The organism is Azospirillum lipoferum (assembly GCF_024170005.1).
GTDB lineage: Bacteria > Pseudomonadota > Alphaproteobacteria > Azospirillales > Azospirillaceae > Azospirillum > Azospirillum lipoferum.
Window position 1 is genome coordinate 21,784 of the sequence record NZ_JALJXJ010000006.1, and the last position, 17,456, is coordinate 39,239.

A 17,456-nucleotide genomic window follows, 5' to 3' on the forward strand; every position below is an offset into this window, starting at 1 on the left:
TTGCGAGCGGTCATGTTTCCCCTTCTCGGGCTGCTCGTAAGTCCGGCCGGCGGTGCGGCGGCGCCGCCGGCCAACCTCTCGCAGATCGGCGTGTGGAGCACCGCCCTCTATACGCCGCCCAAACAGCCCGCCCAACCCGCCGCCAAGGCCCTGCCGCCGGAAGCGCAGTGCATTGCCGCCATCCTCGATGCGGAGAAGGCGGCCGGCATCGCCGACCATCTGCTGCTGGCGATGGGCTTCACCGAGTCCGGCCGGCGGACGGAGGACCGGCTGTTCACCGCCTGGCCCTGGACGGTCAACACCGAAGGGCAATCCCACTACTTCCCGACGCGCGACGCGGCGATATCCTTCGTGCGCGAGACCCAGGCGCGCGGCGTGCAGTCCATCGATGTCGGCTGCCTGCAAGTGAACCTGCGCTGGCACCCCGACGCCTTCCCCGATTTGGTCACCGCCTTCGATCCGGTCGCCAACGCCCGCTATGCCGCGTCCTTCCTGTCGGCCCTGCGGCGCGACCATGGCTCGCTGGACACCGCCATTGCCCGCTACCACTCCGCCCAGTCCGAGCGCGGCGAGGCCTATCGCCAGCGGGTGACCGGCAACCTGCGCTGGGTCGCCGGGGCGCTCGGCTATCTGGAGACTCTGGCCGCCGGGCCAAGCGGCACCGCCCCGGTCTGGACCGCGGCGGAGCGCGGGCGCTTGAGCTTCCTGTCTGGCCTGTTCGCCGACGGCCCGGCCCGGCCGCTGCTTCCAAGCCAATGACCGTTTAAATCCCGGTTTTACCGCAGCCCCCTATCGTTGCCGGAACGTCCTTCCTCCACAAACCCGCCCCTCCACAAACCCTTCCGGGACCCCCCATGACCCTCACGGATCACGTCCGCAGCCGGTTCGGCCTGATCGGCGACATCGGGCTGGCGAACCGCGACGTGCTGTTCGCGGTCGGCATCCTGCTGGTGCTGGCGGTGCTGTTCCTGCCGGTGCCGTCCTGGTTCCTCGATCTCGGGCTGGCGCTGTCCTTCTCGGTCGCGGTGCTGGTGCTGATGGTGTCGCTGTGGATCCCGCGCCCGCTGGACTTCTCGTCCTTCCCCACCGTCCTGCTGGTGGTGACGATGTTGCGGCTGGCGCTGAACATCGCGTCGACCCGGCTGATCCTCAGCGAGGGGCATCACGGCCACGCCGCCGCCGGCCATGTCATCCAGGGCTTCAGCCAGTTCGTGATGGGCGGCAACTTCGTCATCGGCGTGGTGATCTTCTGCATCCTGGTGGTGATCAACTTCGTCGTCATCACCAAGGGCGCCACCCGCATCGCCGAGGTCGGCGCCCGCTTCACGCTCGACGCCATTCCCGGCAAGCAGATGGCGATCGACGCCGACCTCTCCGCCGGCATGATCGACGAGGCCGAGGCGCGCCGCCGCCGCAAGGAACTGGAGGACGAAAGCACCTTCTACGGCGCCATGGACGGCGCCTCGAAATTCGTGCGCGGCGACGCTGTGGCCGGTCTGGTCATCACCGTCATCAATGTTCTCGGCGGCATGGCGATCGGCATCGTCCAGAAGGGGATGAGCTTCGAGCATGCCGCCTCCATCTACACCACGCTGACGGTGGGCGACGGGCTGGCGACGCAGATCCCGGCGCTGGTGGTGTCGCTGGCCGCCGGCCTGCTGGTCACCAAGGGCGGCAACATCGGCTCGGCCGAAAAGGCGGTGATCGACCAGCTCGGCGCCTACCCGAAGGCGCTGCTGGTGGCGTCCGGCCTGCTGGTGGCGCTGGCGATCACGCCGGGCCTGCCGATGGCGCCCTTCCTCGCCATCGGTGCCGCCTTCGCCGGCCTCGGCTGGTACGCGCCGCGCCGCAAGGCCCGCGCCGCCGCACTCGCCAAGCTGGAGGAAAGCCGCAAGGCACCCCCCGCCGCACCCGAGGAGGCGGTGGAGGACATGCTGAAGGTCGACGAGGTGAAGGTGGAGGTCGGCAACCACCTCGTCCCGCTGATCCTCAACAAGAACGGCCCGCTGACCACCAAGGTGAAGACGCTGCGCAAACGCTTCGCCACCGAGTTCGGCTTCGTCCTGCCTTCGGTGCGCATCAAGGATTCCAGCTTCCTGGCGCCCAAGAGCTACGTCATCAGCATCATGGGGGTGGAGGCGGCGAAGGGGGAGGTGCGCCCGAAGCACCTGCTCGCCATCGACCCGACCGGCGGCGCCGTGCCCGACATCGCCGGCGACGCGACGCGCGAGCCGACCTTCGGCCTGCAAGCCAAATGGATCGACCCGGCGCGGCACGAGGAGGCGGTGGCGAAGGGCTACACCGTCGTCGATCCGGAAAGCGTCATCACCACCCACCTGACCGAAATCATCAAGGACAACCTCTCCACCCTGCTGACCTTCGCCGCCCTGCAGAAACTGATCGACGGGCTCGGCCGCGAGTACCAGAAGCTGATCAACGACATGGTGCCGAGCCAGATCTCGCTGGTGGTCCTCCAGCGCGTGCTGCAGCAGCTTCTCTCCGAACGGGTGTCGATCCGCAACCTGCCGGCCATCGTCGAGGCGGTGGCGGAAGCCGTCGGCTGGACCCGCCACATCACGCTGATCACCGAACATGTGCGGATGCGGCTGGGCCAGCAGATCCACCAGGGGCTGGCCGGGCCGGACGGCTTCGTCTCGGTGATCGCGCTCAGCCCGCGCTGGGAACAGGCTCTGCTCGACAGCATCGTGGTGGAGGGTGACGATCGCCGCTTCGTCATGCCGCCCAGCCAGGTGCAGGAGTTCCTGACCGCCGTGCGGCTGAAGATCCAGAAGCACGCAACCTCGCAGGTCTGGCCCGCCCTGCTGGTGGGGGCGGAGGCGCGGCCCTTCGTCCGCTCCCTGCTGGAGCGGGTCAGCCCGATGACCCCGGTGCTGAGCCATGCCGAGTTGCACCGCAAGGCGGCGCTCAAGACCGTCGATCAGGTCTAGAGCGATGGGCGACCTGAACCAGTTCCTGACCCTGGAGATCTACCGCGGCCTGCTCGTGCTGGCGCGGGTGGCGGCGGCCATCGGCCTGCTGCCGGGCTTCGGCGAGGCGGCGGTGCCGATGCGGGTGCGGGCGGCGCTGGCGGTCATCGTCACGCTGGTCCTGCTGCCGGGGGTGGACGGTCTGCCCGACCGCATGCCGGACCAGCCGGTGGAGATGCTGCGCGCGCTGGCGGGTGAGACGCTGGTCGGCGCCTATCTCGGCCTCGGCGCCCGGCTGTTCATGGCCGCCCTCCAGACCACCGGCGCCCTGGCGGCCCAGGTGGTGGGCCTCAGCAACCCCTTCTCGATGGCGGCGGCGGGGTTCGAGGGCGGATCGGTGCTGTCCGGCGTGCTGCTGATCGGCGGGCTGGCCCTGCTGTTCGCATCGGACGTGCATTACCTGATGATCGGCGCGCTGGCCCGCTCCTACGGCTCCTGGCCGGCGGGGGTGTTCCCCGACCTCGGCATGGTCGCCCAGCGCTTCGCCGAACTGCTGGCGACCACCTTCCGGCTGGGGGTGGGGCTGGCTGCGCCCTTCATCCTCTATGGGCTGGTGGTCAATCTGGCCTTGGGGCTGGTCAACCGGGTGATGCCGGCGATGCCGGTCTATTTCGTCGCGACGCCGGGCGTTCTGATGATCGGCATGGGCCTGTTCATGGCGACTGCCGGCGCGATGCTGACCGCCTTCGTCGCCGCACTCGGCGGCTGGCTGTCGGGGTCCTGACTTCCGGAGATTGAGCCATGGCGGAACAGGACGACGAACAGAAGACCGAGGAACCGACGGAGAAACGCCTGCGCGAGGCGGCGGAGAAGGGCGACGTTCCCCGTGCCCGCGACGTCGGCCTGCTGTCGGCGATGGTCGCCGCCTGGATGATCGTGCTGATGGTGGTGCCCGGCGTCGCCGCGAACCTGTCGGCGCTGCTGCTGCCGCTGATCGAGAACCCGGACGACATCCGCATCGACGGCAGCGCCATCGACGTCATCCACAGCCTGCATTGGCTGATCGGTGGCGTCGCCGTGGCCCTGCTGCCGGTGCTGGGCATCCTGCTGGCCGGGGCGGTGGTATCGGCGCTGGGGCAGGGGCAATTCGTCGTCGCCTCCGATCGCATCCGCCCGAAATGGTCGCATCTGTCGCCGGCATCGGGCTGGAAGCGGATGGCCGGCCGGCCGGCACTGGTCGAATTCGCCAAGAGCCTGGTCAAGCTCGCCATCATCAGCATCGCGGCATGGAACGCGCTGGCACCCTACATCGCATGGACGGAGGATACTGTGGGCATGGACGTCGCCGGATTGCCCGTGCTGCTGCGGGACGTGACCTTGCGGCTGCTGCTGGCGGTCCTGCTGGCGACCGTGCTGATGGCGGCGGTGGATGTGCTGTGGAACCGCCTGGAATGGCGCCGCCGCCTGCGCATGAGCCACCAGGAGATCAAGGACGAGTTCAAGCAGAGCGAGGGTGATCCCCACGCCAAGGCCCGCCTGCGCGACATCCGCCGCTCGCGCTCCAAGAAGCGGATGATGGCGAACGTGCCGCGGGCCACGGTGGTCATCACCAACCCCACCCATTTCGCCGTGGCGTTGGAATACGAGCGCGGCCGAACCGCCGCCCCGATCTGCCTCGCCAAGGGCGCCGACCTGATCGCGCTGCGCATCCGCGCGCTGGCCCAGGAGCACGGCATCCCCATCGTCGAGAATCCGCCGCTGGCCCGCGCCCTCCATGCCTCGGCGGAGGTCGATGCGACCATTCCGCTCCAGCACTATCAGGCGGTGGCGGAGGTCATCACCTATGTGCTGAAGCTGAAGGGTCGCATCATCCCCTCTCCCCCCCGGGGAGAGGGTTAGGGTGAGGGGGCGCGCGGCGAGGATCATCAAATATCGCGCGCCCTCACCCCTTGCCATCCCGCCAGCCGCGTGCCAGGAACGGAGCAGCCAGTCCGTGACGTGATGGGGGACCCCCGATGCCGCCGCTCTCTGCAAAGCCCGCCGCCAAACCCGCGCCCAAATCGGCGGCCGGATCGCTCGCCGGCTTCTGCCCCTGGGCGGCGGAGGACGGCGTGCGGGTCTACCTGCGCCCGGTCGGGCTGATGCCCATCGCCGCCTGGGCCAAGGGCGCGGCGGTGCCGCTGGCCGGCGGACGCTTTGCCTTCTCCACCGCCGAACTGATCGTCCGCGATGCCGGTTCGCGCATCGACCGCGCCTTCGCGCCGCTGTCGGAGATCATGGCCTGGGGCTGGGAACGCTCCCGCGCGGTGGCGGAGGCGCTGGACCGCCAGCTCGGCGCCCTGACCCGCGTCCGCGCGCCCTTCGCCGGACTGTCGCCCGACCGGCCGCTGATCATGGGCATCGTCAACGTCACGCCGGACAGCTTCTCCGATGGCGGCGACTTCCTCGACCCCGCCGCCGCCATCGCCCATGGCGAGGCAATGCTGGCGGCCGGTGCCGACATCCTCGACATCGGCGGCGAGTCCACCCGCCCCGGTGCCGACCCGGTCCCGCCGGAGGAGGAGGAGCGGCGCGTCCTGCCGGTCATCCGCCATTTCGCGGCAAAGGGTGCCGCCGTCTCGGTCGACACCCGCCACGCCCTGGTGATGGAGTCCGCCGCCGCGGCCGGCGCCCGCATCGTCAACGACATCGCCGGTCTGTCCGATCCGGACGCGCTGCCGGTGGTCGCGCGCACCGCCACTCCGGTCGTCGTCATGCACATGCAGGGCGACCCCGGCACCATGCAGGCCAACCCGACCTACCGCGACGCCGCACTCGACGTGTTCGACTGGCTGGAGGAGCGGGTCGCCCGCTGCGTCGCGGCCGGCGTGGCCCCGGAGCGCATCGCCATCGATCCCGGCATCGGCTTCGGCAAGAGGACGGAGCACAATCTGGAGATCCTGCGCCACACGTCATTGTACCATGCCCTTGGCTGCATGGTGCTGATCGGCCTGTCGCGCAAGGGCTTCATCGGCCGGCTGTCGCGCGAGGAGCCGCCGAAGGAGCGGCTGCCCGGCTCGCTCGCCGCCGGGCTGGAGACACTGAACCAGGGGGCGCAGATCCTGCGCGTCCACGATGTGGCGGAGACGGCGCAGGCCCGTGCCCTGTGGGAGGCGCTGCATCCCCGGTAAGGGCCGCGACTGCGGCCCCGCAGGCCCATGCCGGCGTAGGCAAGCGGCCGAACGGCCGCGCCCGCCGATTGAGGGCAAAGATGAGTCAGCTGTAACCCTTTCGCGCAGCCGCCGATGGGGCCTTGACCCGGCCCGGCTGCCGGGTGAAGAAACATCCTTCGCTTGTACATCCGGACCCGCACCCCGACATGCGGGGCTGGAGACGGTTTCTGCACGAGGTTTTCATGACGCGACACCTGTTCGGCACCGACGGCATCCGTGGCACCGCCAACATCGACCCGATGACCGCCGAAACGGCCCTGCGCGTGGCGATGGCGACCGCCTTGCAGTTCCGCCGCGGCGACCACCGCCACCGGGTGGTGATCGGCAAGGACACCCGCCTGTCCGGCTATCTGCTGGAACCGGCGCTGACCGCCGGCTTCATCTCCATGGGGATGGACGTGGTGCTGGTCGGGCCGCTGCCGACCCCGGCGGTCGCCATGCTGACCCGCTCGCTCCGCGCCGACATGGGCGTCGTGATCTCCGCCTCGCACAACCCCTATCAGGACAACGGCATCAAGCTGTTCGGCCCCGACGGCTACAAGCTGTCGGACGAGGTCGAGGCCGCCATCGAGCGGCGCATGGCGCTGCCCTTCGCTCCCGACCTCGCCGGCCCGGCCGATCTCGGCCGCGCCAGCCGGCTGGACGACGCCACCGGCCGCTACATCGAATATGTGAAGAACACCTTCCCGCGCGGCCTGCGGCTCGACGGGCTGAAGATCGTCGTCGACTGCGCCAACGGCGCCGCCTACAAGGTGGCGCCCAAGGTGCTGTACGAGCTGGGCGCCGACGTGGTCCCGGTCGGCGTCACCCCTGACGGCACCAACATCAACAAGGGCTGCGGCGCAACATCCACCCAGACCTTGCAGGAGCAGGTGGTCGCCCATGGCGCCCATCTCGGCATCGCGCTGGACGGCGACGCCGACCGCCTGATCATGGTGGACGAGGCCGGCCGTCCGATCGACGGCGACCAGCTGATGACCCTGATCGCCACCTCCTGGGCGCGGTCGCAGACCCTGCGCGGCGGCGGCGTCGTCGCCACCGTCATGTCCAACCTGGGCATGGAACGCCATCTCGGCGGGCTCGGCCTGCATCTGGCGCGCACGCCGGTCGGCGACCGCTATGTCGTCGAGATGATGCGCGAGCGCGGCTACAATGTCGGCGGCGAGCAGTCGGGCCATGTCGTGCTGTCCGACTATTCCACCACCGGCGACGGGCTGATCGCGGCGCTTCAGGTGCTGGCGGTGCTGATCCAGGCCGATGGCCGGTCGGCCAGCGAGGTCTGCCGCGTGTTCGATCCGGTGCCGCAGAAGCTGACCAACGTCCGCTTCACCGCCGGGACCAGGCCGCTGGAGGATGCCGTCGTCCAGCAGGCGATCAAGGACGGCGAGGCGCGTCTGGCATCGAGTGGCCGCCTGCTGATCCGCAAGTCCGGCACCGAGCCGCTTATCCGCGTGATGGCGGAAGGCGACGACGCGGCGCTGGTCCACAGCGTGGTCGCCGACATCGCCGAGGCCATCCAGGCCAGCGCAACCCGCAGCCTGGAGGCCGCGCAATGAGCGCCGACAGTGTGAATGGCAGCACCATCAACGGACGCGTCCTGATCGTCGCCGGGTCGGATTCCGGCGGCGGGGCCGGTATCCAGGCCGACATCAAGGCGGTCAGCGCGCTCGGCGCCTATGCCATGACGGCCATCGCCGCGCTGACGGCGCAGAACACCACCGGCGTCTATGGCGTGGTGCCGGTCGACCCGGCCTTCGTCGCCTTGCAGATGAAGCTGGTGCTGGAGGATATCGGCGCCGACGCGGTGAAGATCGGCATGCTCGCCAACGCTCCGGTCATCGAGGCGGTGGCGGCGGAGTATGAGGAACGCGCGGTCAACGTGCCGCTGGTCCTCGATCCGGTGATGATCGCCAAGAGCGGCCACCATCTGCTCGATCCCGACGCCGTGCTGACCCTGCGCAAGCGCCTGCTGCCGCTGGCCGAGGTGGTGACGCCCAACCTGCCGGAAGCCGAGGCTCTGACCGACCTGCCGATCCGCGACCTCGACGACATGCGCCGCGCCGCCGAACTGATGCTCAGCTTCGGCCCGAAATCGGTGCTGCTGAAGGGCGGCCATCTGGAGGATGACAGCCTCTACGACCTGCTGCTGACGGAGGAGGGCGAGACGGTGTTCGAGGGCCGCCGCGTCCACACCCCCCACACCCACGGCACCGGCTGCACCCTGTCCTCGGCCATCGCCGCCGGTCTGGCCCAGGGGCTGAGCACCCATGACGCGGTGGCGCGGGCGCGGCGCTATGTCGAGACGGCGATCCTCACCGCGCCCGGCTTTGGCCATGGCCACGGCCCGCTCAACCACCTGCACACGGTGCGGGAGTTTTCGTAAGGGGGCAGGGGCGGGCGCCCGCTCACGGCACCCGCTTCTTCTCCAGCTTGCGCGCCAGCGTGCGCCGGTGCATGCCGAGCCGCCTTGCGGTCTCCGAGATGTTGAAGTTCGTCTCCACCAGCGTTTCGTGGATGCGCTCCCATTCCAGATTCTTGATCGAGGTGGTGCGGGCGGCGGGGGCGATGGAGGTGTCGCCTTCGGTGCGCTCGAAGGCCGCTTCGATGTCGTCGGTGTTGGACGGCTTGGCCAGATAGTGGCAGGCGCCCAGCTTGATCGCCTCCACCGCCGTGGCGATGCTGGCGAAGCCGGTCAGCACGACGATGCGGGTCTCCTCGTCCGCCTCGTGCAGTTCCTTCACGCATTCCAGGCCCGACCCGGTGGCGAGCTTCAGGTCGATCACCGCATAGTCGGGGTCCACCGTCTGCAAAAGCTCCCGCATCTCCTCCAGCCCGGCGCAGGCATGGACCTCGTAGCCGCGCCGTTCGAAGGACCGGCGCAGCGCGCGGGCGAAGGAGGCATCGTCCTCGACGATCAGCAGGGTGCGGAGGGCTTCCTCTTCCAACTCAGTCGTCTCCATCGGCGCCTCCCGGCGACAGGGCGGACAGCGGCAGGGTCAGCGTCACGGTGGCGCCGCCGCCGGCCCGGTTCTTGGCCGACACCGTCCCGCCCAGCTTGCGCAGCACATTCATCACCAGGAACAGGCCGAGCCCGCTGCCCGGCCGCTTCTTGGTGGAGCGGTAGGGCTTGCCCAGCTCCTCGAGGATGGCGGGGTCGAAGCCCTGGCCGGCATCGTTGACCGCCACCACCAGATTGTCGCCCTGGCGCAAGGCGGCGACGCCGATCCAGTGCGGCGAGGCCTCCAGCGCATTGTCCAGAACGTTGAACAGCACCTGTTTCAGGGCGAGGTCGGCGATCATCCGTTCCTGCGGGCCGACGGTGTTGTCATAGTCGAAGCGCTTGGGAGACCGGCTGGACAGCCAGTCCTCCACCAGCCCGTCGAGGAAGCCCTTCACCGTGGTGCGCACCGTGCCTTCGCCGCGCGCCTCGCCCGACGACATCAGGATGCCCGACACGATGGTCTTGCAGCGGTCGATCTGGTTCTGCATCTCCGCCATCTCGTCCACCAGATCGGGATCGGACTTCAGCGCCGGCATGCGGCGCCAGTCGTTGAGGATCACCGACAGGGTGGCGAGCGGCGTCCCCAGCTCATGCGCCGCCCCCGAGGCCAGCAGGCCCATGCGGACGATGTGCGCCTCCTCCATGGAACGCTGGCGCAACTCGGCCAGATAGGCGTCGCGGGCGCGCAGGTTGCGGTTGATCTGGGTGAGGAAGGGCACCAGCAGGCTCGCCGCCAGCACGAAGCAGATGAACATGCCCTGGATGTGCAGGCTGAACAGCTCGCCCTCATAGGCGGGCGGCAGGGGAAGCGGCTGGTGGGTACCGATCAGCCAGGTGAAGCCGGCGGTCGCCACCAGAACCAGCGCCCAGGCCGACCACGCCTCCAGCAGCACCGCTCCCAGCGCCACCTGAAGAAGATACAGTGAGATGAAGGGGTTGGAGGCACCACCGCTGAGATAGAGCTGCAAGGTCAGCGCCCAGACGTCGATCAGCAGCTCCAGGAAAAGCTGGGTGTTGGAAACGTTGGCGCTGCGCCGGATCTGGATCAGGCTGGCGATGTTCAGCGCGATCAGGACGAAGATCACCGCGGCCATCGGCAGCAGCGGCAGGCGGATGCCCATCTGCGCATGGACGATCAGGATCGTCACGATCTGCCCGACGACGGCAAGCCAACGCAGCTGGACGAGCAGGAACAGGTTTTTGCGGTCGGTGGTGTCGCGCACGAAAGACGTCCTGTTCCTCGCCCGGTTCATCAGCACACCGACTTATATAGACAGTTACCGGCGGCAGGGGAGTTTTAGGAGCGTCAACCTCAAGTGCGTCTGCGCCGCATTTCGCTGCGGACGACGAACAGGACGGCACCTATCAGCATCAGGTCCAGCGCGAACCAGGTCAGCGCATAGCCGAGATGGCTGTTGGGGAAGCTGACCACCGTCAGCCCGCCGACCGGCCAGCCGCCGGGATTGCGGGTGGCGTCGGCGTCTATGAAGTATGGGGCGACCTGCTCCAGCCCCTTCGCGGCGGCGATGGCGGCGACGTCGCGGGAATACCAGCGGCCGGCGGCCGGGTCGTTGCTGCGCAGGAATCCGCCCTTCGGCTCGGTGACGCGCAGCAGGCCGGCAACGGTGACCTCGCCCTGCGGCTGTCCCTCGGCGCGGGTCGCGGGATCGCGCTTTTCCGGCGGCACGAAGCCGCGGTTGACCAGAACGGTGAAGCCGCGGTCGGTGACCAGCGGGGTCATCACCCAGAAGCCGCCGCCCAGATCGCTGACGGCCTGCACCAGCGTCTCCCGGTCGTTCAGGAAGCGTCCGGTGACGCCGACCCGGCGGTATTCGTCCGAGGCGGCGGTGACCGACGGCCACGCCTCCGGCCCCGGAGCGGGAACGGGAGAGGCATGGATGCGGGCGTCCACCCGCTCGATCAGATCGAGCTTCCACACCCGGCGTTCGAGCTGCCAGACGCCGAGTGCCGTCAGGCCGGCGATGCCGGCCAGGGCCAGAAGGCCGAAGAGGGCCAGCGCCCAGACCGGGCGGGCCCTCTTCTTTGTACCACCCGCGGGGGGCGCGGACGGCAGTCCGGTCACGGCATCTTGCTCATGTCGTGGCTCATGCCGGGCATCATGTTGTAGTTCAGGTGATACATCACCCAGAGCGAACCGGCGAACATGATGACCACGACGATGATCGTGAAGATCATCGCCAGCATCGACCAGCCGCCTTCGACGCGGCCGTTCATGTGCAGGAAGTAAATCATGTGGACGATGATCTGGACGACGGCCAGCGCCAGGATCACGACGGTGGTGGTCGTGTTGTCCAGCGTGCCGTTCATCACCAGCCAGAACGGAATGACCGTCAGGATTACCGACAGGACGAACCCGATCATATAGCTGCCGAAGGTGCCGTGGGCGCCCGCGGGGTGGCCGTGATCGTCATGACCATGACCGCCGTGGCCATGACCGTGATCATGCCCGTGGCCCTGATGGGCGTGGTGATCGCTGTGCGCGTGGGTGCTCATCGCAGCGCTCCCATCAGATAGACGAAGGTGAACACACCGATCCAGATGACGTCCAGGAAGTGCCAGAACATGCTGAGGCACATCAGGCGCCGGCGGTTGGCCGGGATCAGGCCGCGGCGGGCGACCTGGACCATCAGCGTCACCAGCCACACGCTGCCGAAGGTGACGTGCAGGCCGTGGGTGCCGACCAGCGTGAAGAAGGCCGACAGGAAGGCGCTGCGCCACGGGCCGGCGCCCTCATGGATCAGGTGCGCGAACTCGAACAGCTCGATGCCGAGGAAGGCGAGGCCGAACAGCAGCGTGATCACCAGCCAGCCCTGGGTCTGGGCGGTGCGGCCCTTCTCCATCGCCAGCATGGCGAAGCCGTAGGTGATGGAGGAGAACAGAAGCATGGAGGTGTTCAGCGCCACCAGCTTCAGGTCGAACAGCTCCTTCGGCGTCGGGCCGGCGGCGTAGCTGGTGCCCAGCACGCCGTAGGTCGCGAACAGCACCGCGAAGATGAGGCAGTCGCTCATCAGGTAGATCCAGAAGCCGAGCGCGGTGCTGGCGGCTTCGTGGGCGTGCTCGTCCCTCACATAGAAGACGGGCGGGGTGGCGCCGCGCGGGGTGTCGTGCCCCGCGTGGCTGCCGTGCATGGCTTCAACGGTCGTCGTCATGCTTTACACCTGTCCGGAGAGCAGACGGGTCCGCTCGTTCTCGGTCCGCACCACCTCATCCACCGGGATGTGGAAGTCGCGGTTGTAGTTGAAGGTATGGCCGATGGCGACCACCAGCAGGCCGATGAAGCTCACCGCCGCCAGCCACCAGATGTGCCAGATCAGCGCGAAGCCGAGGGTGGTGCTGATGCCGGCCAGGATGATGCCGGCGCCGGTGTTGCTCGGCATGTGGATCGGGCGGAAGCCCTCCAGCGGACGGGCATAGCCGCGCTTCTTCATGTCCCACCACGCGTCATTGTCATGGATGACCGGCGTGAAGGCGAAGTTGTAGCCCGGCGGCGGCGAGGAGGTCGCCCATTCCAGGGTGCGGCCTTCCCACGGGTCGCCGCTGACGTCGACCAGCTGGCGGCGCTTCAGGATGCTGACGGCGATCTGGATCAGGAAGGAGCCGATGCCGAGCGCGATCAGGACGGCGCCGAAGGCGGCGATCTGGAACCAGATCTGCAGCGACGGATCCTCGAACACGCGCAGGCGGCGGGTGACGCCCATCAGGCCCAGGACGTAGAGCGGCATGAAGGCGAAGTAGAAGCCGATCACCCAGAACCAGAAGGACATCTTGCCCCAGAACGGATCCAGGCGGAAACCGAAGGCCTTCGGCCACCAGTAGTAGATGCCGGCGAACAGGCCGAACAGCACGCCGCCGATGATGACGTTGTGGAAGTGGGCGATCAGGAACAGGCTGTTGTGCAGGACGAAGTCGGCCGGCGGCACCGCCAGCAGAACGCCGGTCATGCCGCCGAGCACGAAGGTCAGCATGAAGGCGATCGTCCACATCATCGGCAGCTCGAACCGGATGCGGCCGCGGTACATGGTGAACAGCCAGTTGAAGATCTTCGCACCCGTCGGGATCGAGATGATCATCGTCGTGATGCCGAAGAAGGAGTTCACGCTGGCGCCGGACCCCATGGTGAAGAAGTGGTGCAGCCACACCAGGTAGGACAGGATGGTGATGACGACGGTCGCGTAGACCATCGAGGTGTAGCCGAACAGCTTCTTGCCGGTGAAGGTGGAGGTCACTTCCGAGAAGATGCCGAAGCACGGCAGGATCAGGATGTAGACTTCCGGATGGCCCCAGATCCAGATCAGGTTCACGTACATCATGGGGTTGCCGCCCATGTCGTTCGTGAAGAAATGCGTGCCGACATAGCGGTCCAGCGACAGCAGGACCAGCACGGCGGTCAGGATCGGGAAGGAGGCGACGATCAGGACGTTGGTGCAGAGCGAGGTCCAGGTGAAGACCGGCATCTTCATCATGGTCATGCCGGGGGCGCGCATCTTCACGATGGTGCAGATCAGGTTGATGCCCGACAGCGTCGTTCCGACGCCCGCCACCTGCAAGGCCCAGATGTAATAGTCGACGCCGACGTCCGGGCTGGCCTCCAGCCCCGACAGCGGCGGATAGGCCAGCCAGCCGGTGCGGGCGAACTCACCGATGAACAGCGAGGCCATGATCAGCACGGCGCCGCCGACGGTCATCCAGAAGCTGAAATTGTTCAGGAACGGGAAGGACACGTCGCGCGCGCCGATCTGCAGCGGCACGACATAGTTCATCAGCCCCGTCACGAACGGCATCGCGACGAAGAAGATCATGATCACACCGTGGGCGGTGAAGACCTGATCGAAGTGGTGCGAGTTGAGGTAGCCCTCGCTGCCGTTGAAGGCGATGGCCTGCTGGGCGCGCATCATGATGGCGTCGGCGAAGCCGCGCAGCAGCATGATCAGCCCCAGGATCATGTACATGATGCCGATGCGCTTGTGGTCGACGGTGGTGAACCACTCCGTCCACAGATAGCCCCACAGCTTGAAATAGCTGAGGGCGGCGACCAGCGCGATGCCGCCGAGCAGCACCGCGAAGAAGGTCGCGACGACGATCGGCTCGTGATAGGGGAAGGACTCCAGGCTGAGGCGCCCGAAGAGGAAGGTCGTCAGTGTCTCAAGCATGCCGGTGTGCCCAATCAGGGATTGGCCAGCCGCTGCGGCCCAGCCGGGGAGGCGGACGCGCTGATCGGCGTGACGGTGGGGCGCTGCACGGCGCCCGAGTTTGCGGCGGCTTCAACAGCCTCGGCCACGGTGCACAGGCCGGTCGCTTGCGTGTCCGGGAACCCGGCCAGCGTGTTGGCCCGCAGGATGGCGTCGGCCGCGGCCTTGCCGCCGGCATTCAGCCCGCCCGCACGGTCGATGGCGGCCATGTCGCTCATGCACATGGTGCCGGGACGGACGCACATGTTGACGACGGCGTTGAACAGCTTCGGATCGACCGTGCCGAAATGCTGGACCGGAACCGCCTCGCTCGGCTTCTCCAGCGCCAGATAGGCGTTGCGGTCGAGCGAGCCGCCGGACGACTTCACCTTGGACACCCAGCCGTCGAAATCCTGGTTCGACAGGCCGAGGAAGTTGAAGCGCATGTGCGAGAAGCCGGCGCCGCTGTAGTTGGACGAGAAACCCTTGTAGGTCCCCGGCTCGTTGATCACGGCGTGGAGCTTCGTCTCCATGCCCGGCATGGTGTAGATCATGCCCGCCAGCGCCGGAACATAGAACGAGTTCATCACCGTCGAGGCGGTCAGGCTGAAGCGGATCTGCCGGTCGACCGGGGCCGCCATCTCGTTCACCGACGCGATGCCGTATTCCGGATAGACGAACAGCCATTTCCAGTCGAGCGCCACCACCTGCACGTCCAGCGGCTTGGCGCCGGCGGGAACCGGCTTGTCCGACGCGATGCGGTCGAGCGGCCGGTAGGGGTCGAGCTTGTGGGTGGTCACCCAGGTGATGGCACCCAGGCAAATGATGATCAGCAGCGGGGCGGCCCAGATCACCAGTTCAAGCTGCGTCGAATGGTCCCAGTCCGGTTCGTAGCGGGCCGTGTTATTGGACTGACGGTAACGCCAGGCGAACAGCACGGTAAGCGCCATGACCGGGACGATGATCAGAAGCATCAGCAGGGTGGAGATGACCACAAGGTCACCCTGCTGGCTCGCAACGTCGCCGGCCGGGTTCAGCACGACCAGGTTGCAGCCACTCAACGCCGCCATCACTGGCAGCAGGGCGATTGCGCGATAACGGCTCAAGGCAGGACCTGTATCAAAGGTTTGCTTTGGGAGACAGCTAGCGGCCATGGGCTAGCTGCGACATTGGACAATTTGTCCAATGCCTGACTCCTGCGCGCTTGACAGATCACCGACTGTTGCGGTGACATATTGTATGATCTGCGGATCATCGCAAGCGAAATTACGCAGCCGGAGCCGACATGATGACTTCATCGATTGCGGCCGTTGAACGGGATGCGAGGCTGGTGAACGCGCGGCATCACGGGGTCAATCCCGGAGAGATTGCCATTGGCGTGATCATCGGCCGGACCTCCGAGTTTTTCGACTTCTTCGTTTACGCCATCGCTTCCGTGATCGTTTTCCCGAAGCTGGTGTTCCCCTATGTCGATCCGCTGACCGGGACCCTGTGGTCCTTCGCCATCTTCGCGCTGGCCTTCGTTGCGCGACCGATCGGCACCTTCATCTTCATGGCCATCGACGAGAGTTACGGGCGCAGCGCCAAGCTGACCATCGCCCTGTTCCTGCTGGGCATTTCCACCGTGGCGCTGGCCTTCCTGCCGGACTACGGGGCGATCGGCGCCGCCGCCGCATGGCTGCTGGCGCTGTCGCGCATCGGCCAGGGCATCGCGCTGGGCGGCACCTGGGACGGGTTGGCCTCGCTGCTGGCGATGAACGCGCCGGAGAACCGGCGCGGCTGGTACGCCATGATCCCGCAGCTGGGCGCGCCGATCGGCCTCGTGGTGGCGAGCGGCCTGTTCGCCTACATGGTCAACAGCCTGTCGGCGGAGGATTTCTTCGCCTGGGGCTGGCGCTATCCCTTCTTCGTGGCCTTCGCCATCAACGTGGTGGCCCTGTTCTCGCGCCTGCGGCTGGTGCAGACGCCGGAGTTCGAACGCCTGTTCGTGAACCGCGAACTGCAGCCCGCCCCCGTGGTGGAGACGCTGCAGGTGGAAGGCAAGCGCGTGGTGATCGGCGCCTTCGCCCCGCTGGCGAGCTTCGCGCTGTTCCATATGGTCACCGTCTTCCCGCTGTCCTGGATCTTCCTGAACGCGCAGCATGAGACCGGGGCATTCCTGATCATCGAGGTGATTGCCGCCGCCTTCGGCGTCGCGGCCATCGTCGCCTCCGGCTACATCGCCGACCGGGTCGGGCGGCGGACGCTGCTCGGCACCTGTGCGGCGGCGATCGCCGTGTTCAGCGGCTTCGCCCCGATGCTGCTCGACGCCGGCAAGGTGGGCGAGCTGGTGTTCATGGTGCTGGGCTTCGTCATCCTCGGCCTGTCCTTCGGCCAGTCGTCGGGGTCGGTGGCATCGGGTTTCAGCCAGCAATACCGCTACACCGGGTCGGCGATGACCTCCGATCTGGCCTGGCTGTTCGGCGCCGGCTTCGCGCCCTTCGTGGCCCTGTTCCTCTCCAGCCATTTCGGGCTGATCGCGTCCGGCCTCTATCTGCTGTCGGGCGCGGTCTGCACGCTGGCGGCCTTGGGGCTCAACAAGACGCTGTCGTCCTGACCGAACGCCTTTATGGTGAAATCTCCCTCTCCCCCCCGGGGAGAGGGGATCTTTCCTTGAAGCGCGTTGACGGTCAGCCGCCCGGCCGGCCAGGAGCGGACGAGGCCGGCGGCGCGCAGTTCCGGCAGGACGCTGCCGACCTGCTCGGCCGACAGTCCGGTCGCCTCGACCAGGGCGGGACAGGTCTGCGGGCCGCTCTTCAAAGCCGTGAGGATCGCGGCGGACGTTCCGGACGCTGACAGCGACTCGGCCGGGCGCGGCGGGGTCCGGCCGCGGGCGGCGGCGATCATGACCGCAAACGCGCGCAACTGGCCTTGTCGGTGCAGGTCCTCGCCGCCGGGATCGTCGCGCAGGCTCAGTGCCGTGTGGCAGCGGGCGGCAACCCGGGCGAGGGCGGCGAGGTCATCCCGCCGGTTCGCCACCATGGCGGCCACCGCCTCCTGCGCCAGAGTTTCCAACTCCGCATCCGCGACCGCCCAGTCCTGCCGCCCGATGGCGTCGAGCAGGTCGTCGCCCAATCTTTGAAAGTCC

General features: G+C 67.7%; 16 protein-coding genes. 8 read left to right on the top strand and 8 right to left on the bottom strand.

The features are described 5' to 3' along the window. Positions 1 to 12 precede the first annotated feature (12 nt). The 7 genes from J2848_RS14670 (at position 13) to thiD (ending at position 8,522) form a co-directional block, all read left to right on the top strand. Positions 13 to 759, top strand: coding sequence for a lysozyme family protein (locus J2848_RS14670; protein ID WP_246193925.1), 747 nt, complete (start codon positions 13 to 15; stop codon positions 757 to 759). 95 nt (positions 760 to 854) lie between these two features. Then, a complete protein-coding gene (gene flhA / locus J2848_RS14675; protein ID WP_149232025.1) occupies positions 855 to 2,948 on the top strand; it encodes a flagellar biosynthesis protein FlhA in 2,094 nt (697 codons plus the stop codon). A gap of 4 nt (positions 2,949 to 2,952) precedes the next feature. Beyond that, positions 2,953 to 3,711: a flagellar biosynthetic protein FliR gene (locus J2848_RS14680; RefSeq protein WP_149232024.1), complete on the top strand. Its 759-nt coding sequence runs from the start codon at positions 2,953 to 2,955 to the stop codon at positions 3,709 to 3,711. 17 nt (positions 3,712 to 3,728) lie between these two features. Beyond that, the gene (flhB, locus tag J2848_RS14685) at positions 3,729 to 4,826 is read left to right on the top strand and encodes a flagellar biosynthesis protein FlhB (RefSeq protein WP_149232023.1); all 1,098 of its coding nucleotides are present in this window, start codon (positions 3,729 to 3,731) and stop codon (positions 4,824 to 4,826) included. Between the two features lie 116 nt (positions 4,827 to 4,942). Then, positions 4,943 to 6,097, top strand: coding sequence for a dihydropteroate synthase (folP, locus tag J2848_RS14690; RefSeq protein WP_149232022.1), 1,155 nt, complete (start codon positions 4,943 to 4,945; stop codon positions 6,095 to 6,097). A gap of 224 nt (positions 6,098 to 6,321) precedes the next feature. After that, the gene (gene glmM, locus J2848_RS14695) at positions 6,322 to 7,695 is read left to right on the top strand and encodes a phosphoglucosamine mutase (protein WP_149232021.1); all 1,374 of its coding nucleotides are present in this window, start codon (positions 6,322 to 6,324) and stop codon (positions 7,693 to 7,695) included. Continuing rightward, complete coding sequence (thiD, locus tag J2848_RS14700; RefSeq protein ID WP_149232020.1) at positions 7,692 to 8,522, top strand: bifunctional hydroxymethylpyrimidine kinase/phosphomethylpyrimidine kinase; 831 nt, start codon at positions 7,692 to 7,694, stop codon at positions 8,520 to 8,522. The genes glmM and thiD overlap by 4 nt, the downstream gene beginning before the upstream one ends. A gap of 22 nt (positions 8,523 to 8,544) precedes the next feature. On the opposite strand, the gene J2848_RS14705 is transcribed toward thiD, so the two are convergent. The 7 genes from J2848_RS14705 to cyoA all read right to left on the bottom strand — a co-directional run bounded on the left by J2848_RS14705 (position 8,545) and on the right by cyoA (position 15,435). After that, positions 8,545 to 9,099, bottom strand: a complete 555-nt coding sequence (locus tag J2848_RS14705) for a response regulator transcription factor (protein WP_149232019.1) — start codon at positions 9,097 to 9,099, stop codon at positions 8,545 to 8,547. Beyond that, positions 9,086 to 10,363, bottom strand: coding sequence for an ATP-binding protein (locus J2848_RS14710; protein ID WP_246193924.1), 1,278 nt, complete (start codon positions 10,361 to 10,363; stop codon positions 9,086 to 9,088). The genes J2848_RS14705 and J2848_RS14710 overlap by 14 nt, the downstream gene beginning before the upstream one ends. 89 nt (positions 10,364 to 10,452) lie before the next feature. Beyond that, the gene (locus tag J2848_RS14715; protein ID WP_149232017.1) at positions 10,453 to 11,223 is read right to left on the bottom strand and encodes an SURF1 family protein; all 771 of its coding nucleotides are present in this window, start codon (positions 11,221 to 11,223) and stop codon (positions 10,453 to 10,455) included. Then, positions 11,220 to 11,654 carry a cytochrome o ubiquinol oxidase subunit IV gene (gene cyoD / locus J2848_RS14720; RefSeq protein WP_149232016.1) on the bottom strand — a complete coding sequence of 145 codons (435 nt, stop codon included), beginning with the start codon at positions 11,652 to 11,654 and terminating at the stop codon, positions 11,220 to 11,222. The genes J2848_RS14715 and cyoD overlap by 4 nt, the downstream gene beginning before the upstream one ends. After that, on the bottom strand, positions 11,651 to 12,310 hold the full coding sequence (gene cyoC, locus J2848_RS14725) for a cytochrome o ubiquinol oxidase subunit III (RefSeq protein WP_376992977.1): 660 nt from the start codon (positions 12,308 to 12,310) through the stop codon (positions 11,651 to 11,653). The genes cyoD and cyoC overlap by 4 nt, the downstream gene beginning before the upstream one ends. Positions 12,311 to 12,313: 3 nt before the next feature. Further along, entirely contained in the window at positions 12,314 to 14,311 is a 1,998-nt protein-coding gene (cyoB, locus tag J2848_RS14730) for a cytochrome o ubiquinol oxidase subunit I (RefSeq protein ID WP_149232015.1), read from the bottom strand. Between the two features lie 14 nt (positions 14,312 to 14,325). Continuing rightward, positions 14,326 to 15,435, bottom strand: coding sequence for a ubiquinol oxidase subunit II (gene cyoA, locus J2848_RS14735; protein WP_170307062.1), 1,110 nt, complete (start codon positions 15,433 to 15,435; stop codon positions 14,326 to 14,328). A 224-nt stretch (positions 15,436 to 15,659) separates the two neighbouring features. Here cyoA and J2848_RS14740 point away from each other — a divergent pair, with 224 nt between their 5' ends. Beyond that, positions 15,660 to 16,925 (top strand): MFS transporter, encoded by a 1,266-nt coding sequence (locus J2848_RS14740; protein WP_318604981.1) that lies wholly within the window; start codon positions 15,660 to 15,662, stop codon positions 16,923 to 16,925. Here the strand turns inward: J2848_RS14740 and J2848_RS14745 are convergent. Then, entirely contained in the window at positions 16,859 to 17,443 is a 585-nt protein-coding gene (locus tag J2848_RS14745) for a DprA-like winged helix domain-containing protein (protein ID WP_246193923.1), read from the bottom strand. The genes J2848_RS14740 and J2848_RS14745 overlap by 67 nt on opposite strands. Positions 17,444 to 17,456: the final 13 nt, after the last annotated feature.

Bases quoted from the DNA above. Each gene is read 5' to 3' on its own strand.
- cyoD (WP_149232016.1), bottom strand. From the start codon at position 11,654: ATGAGCACCCACGCGCACAGCGATCACCACGCCCATCAGGGCCACGGG.
- J2848_RS14670 (WP_246193925.1), top strand. From the start codon at position 13: ATGTTTCCCCTTCTCGGGCTGCTCGTAAGTCCGGCCGGCGGTGCGGCG.
- folP (WP_149232022.1), top strand. From the start codon at position 4,943: ATGCCGCCGCTCTCTGCAAAGCCCGCCGCCAAACCCGCGCCCAAATCG.
- thiD (WP_149232020.1), top strand. From the start codon at position 7,692: ATGAGCGCCGACAGTGTGAATGGCAGCACCATCAACGGACGCGTCCTG.
- J2848_RS14680 (WP_149232024.1), top strand. From the start codon at position 2,953: ATGGGCGACCTGAACCAGTTCCTGACCCTGGAGATCTACCGCGGCCTG.
- flhB (WP_149232023.1), top strand. From the start codon at position 3,729: ATGGCGGAACAGGACGACGAACAGAAGACCGAGGAACCGACGGAGAAA.
- cyoB (WP_149232015.1), bottom strand. From the start codon at position 14,311: ATGCTTGAGACACTGACGACCTTCCTCTTCGGGCGCCTCAGCCTGGAG.
- glmM (WP_149232021.1), top strand. From the start codon at position 6,322: ATGACGCGACACCTGTTCGGCACCGACGGCATCCGTGGCACCGCCAAC.
- cyoC (WP_376992977.1), bottom strand. From the start codon at position 12,310: ATGACGACGACCGTTGAAGCCATGCACGGCAGCCACGCGGGGCACGAC.
- J2848_RS14705 (WP_149232019.1), bottom strand. From the start codon at position 9,099: ATGGAGACGACTGAGTTGGAAGAGGAAGCCCTCCGCACCCTGCTGATC.
- flhA (WP_149232025.1), top strand. From the start codon at position 855: ATGACCCTCACGGATCACGTCCGCAGCCGGTTCGGCCTGATCGGCGAC.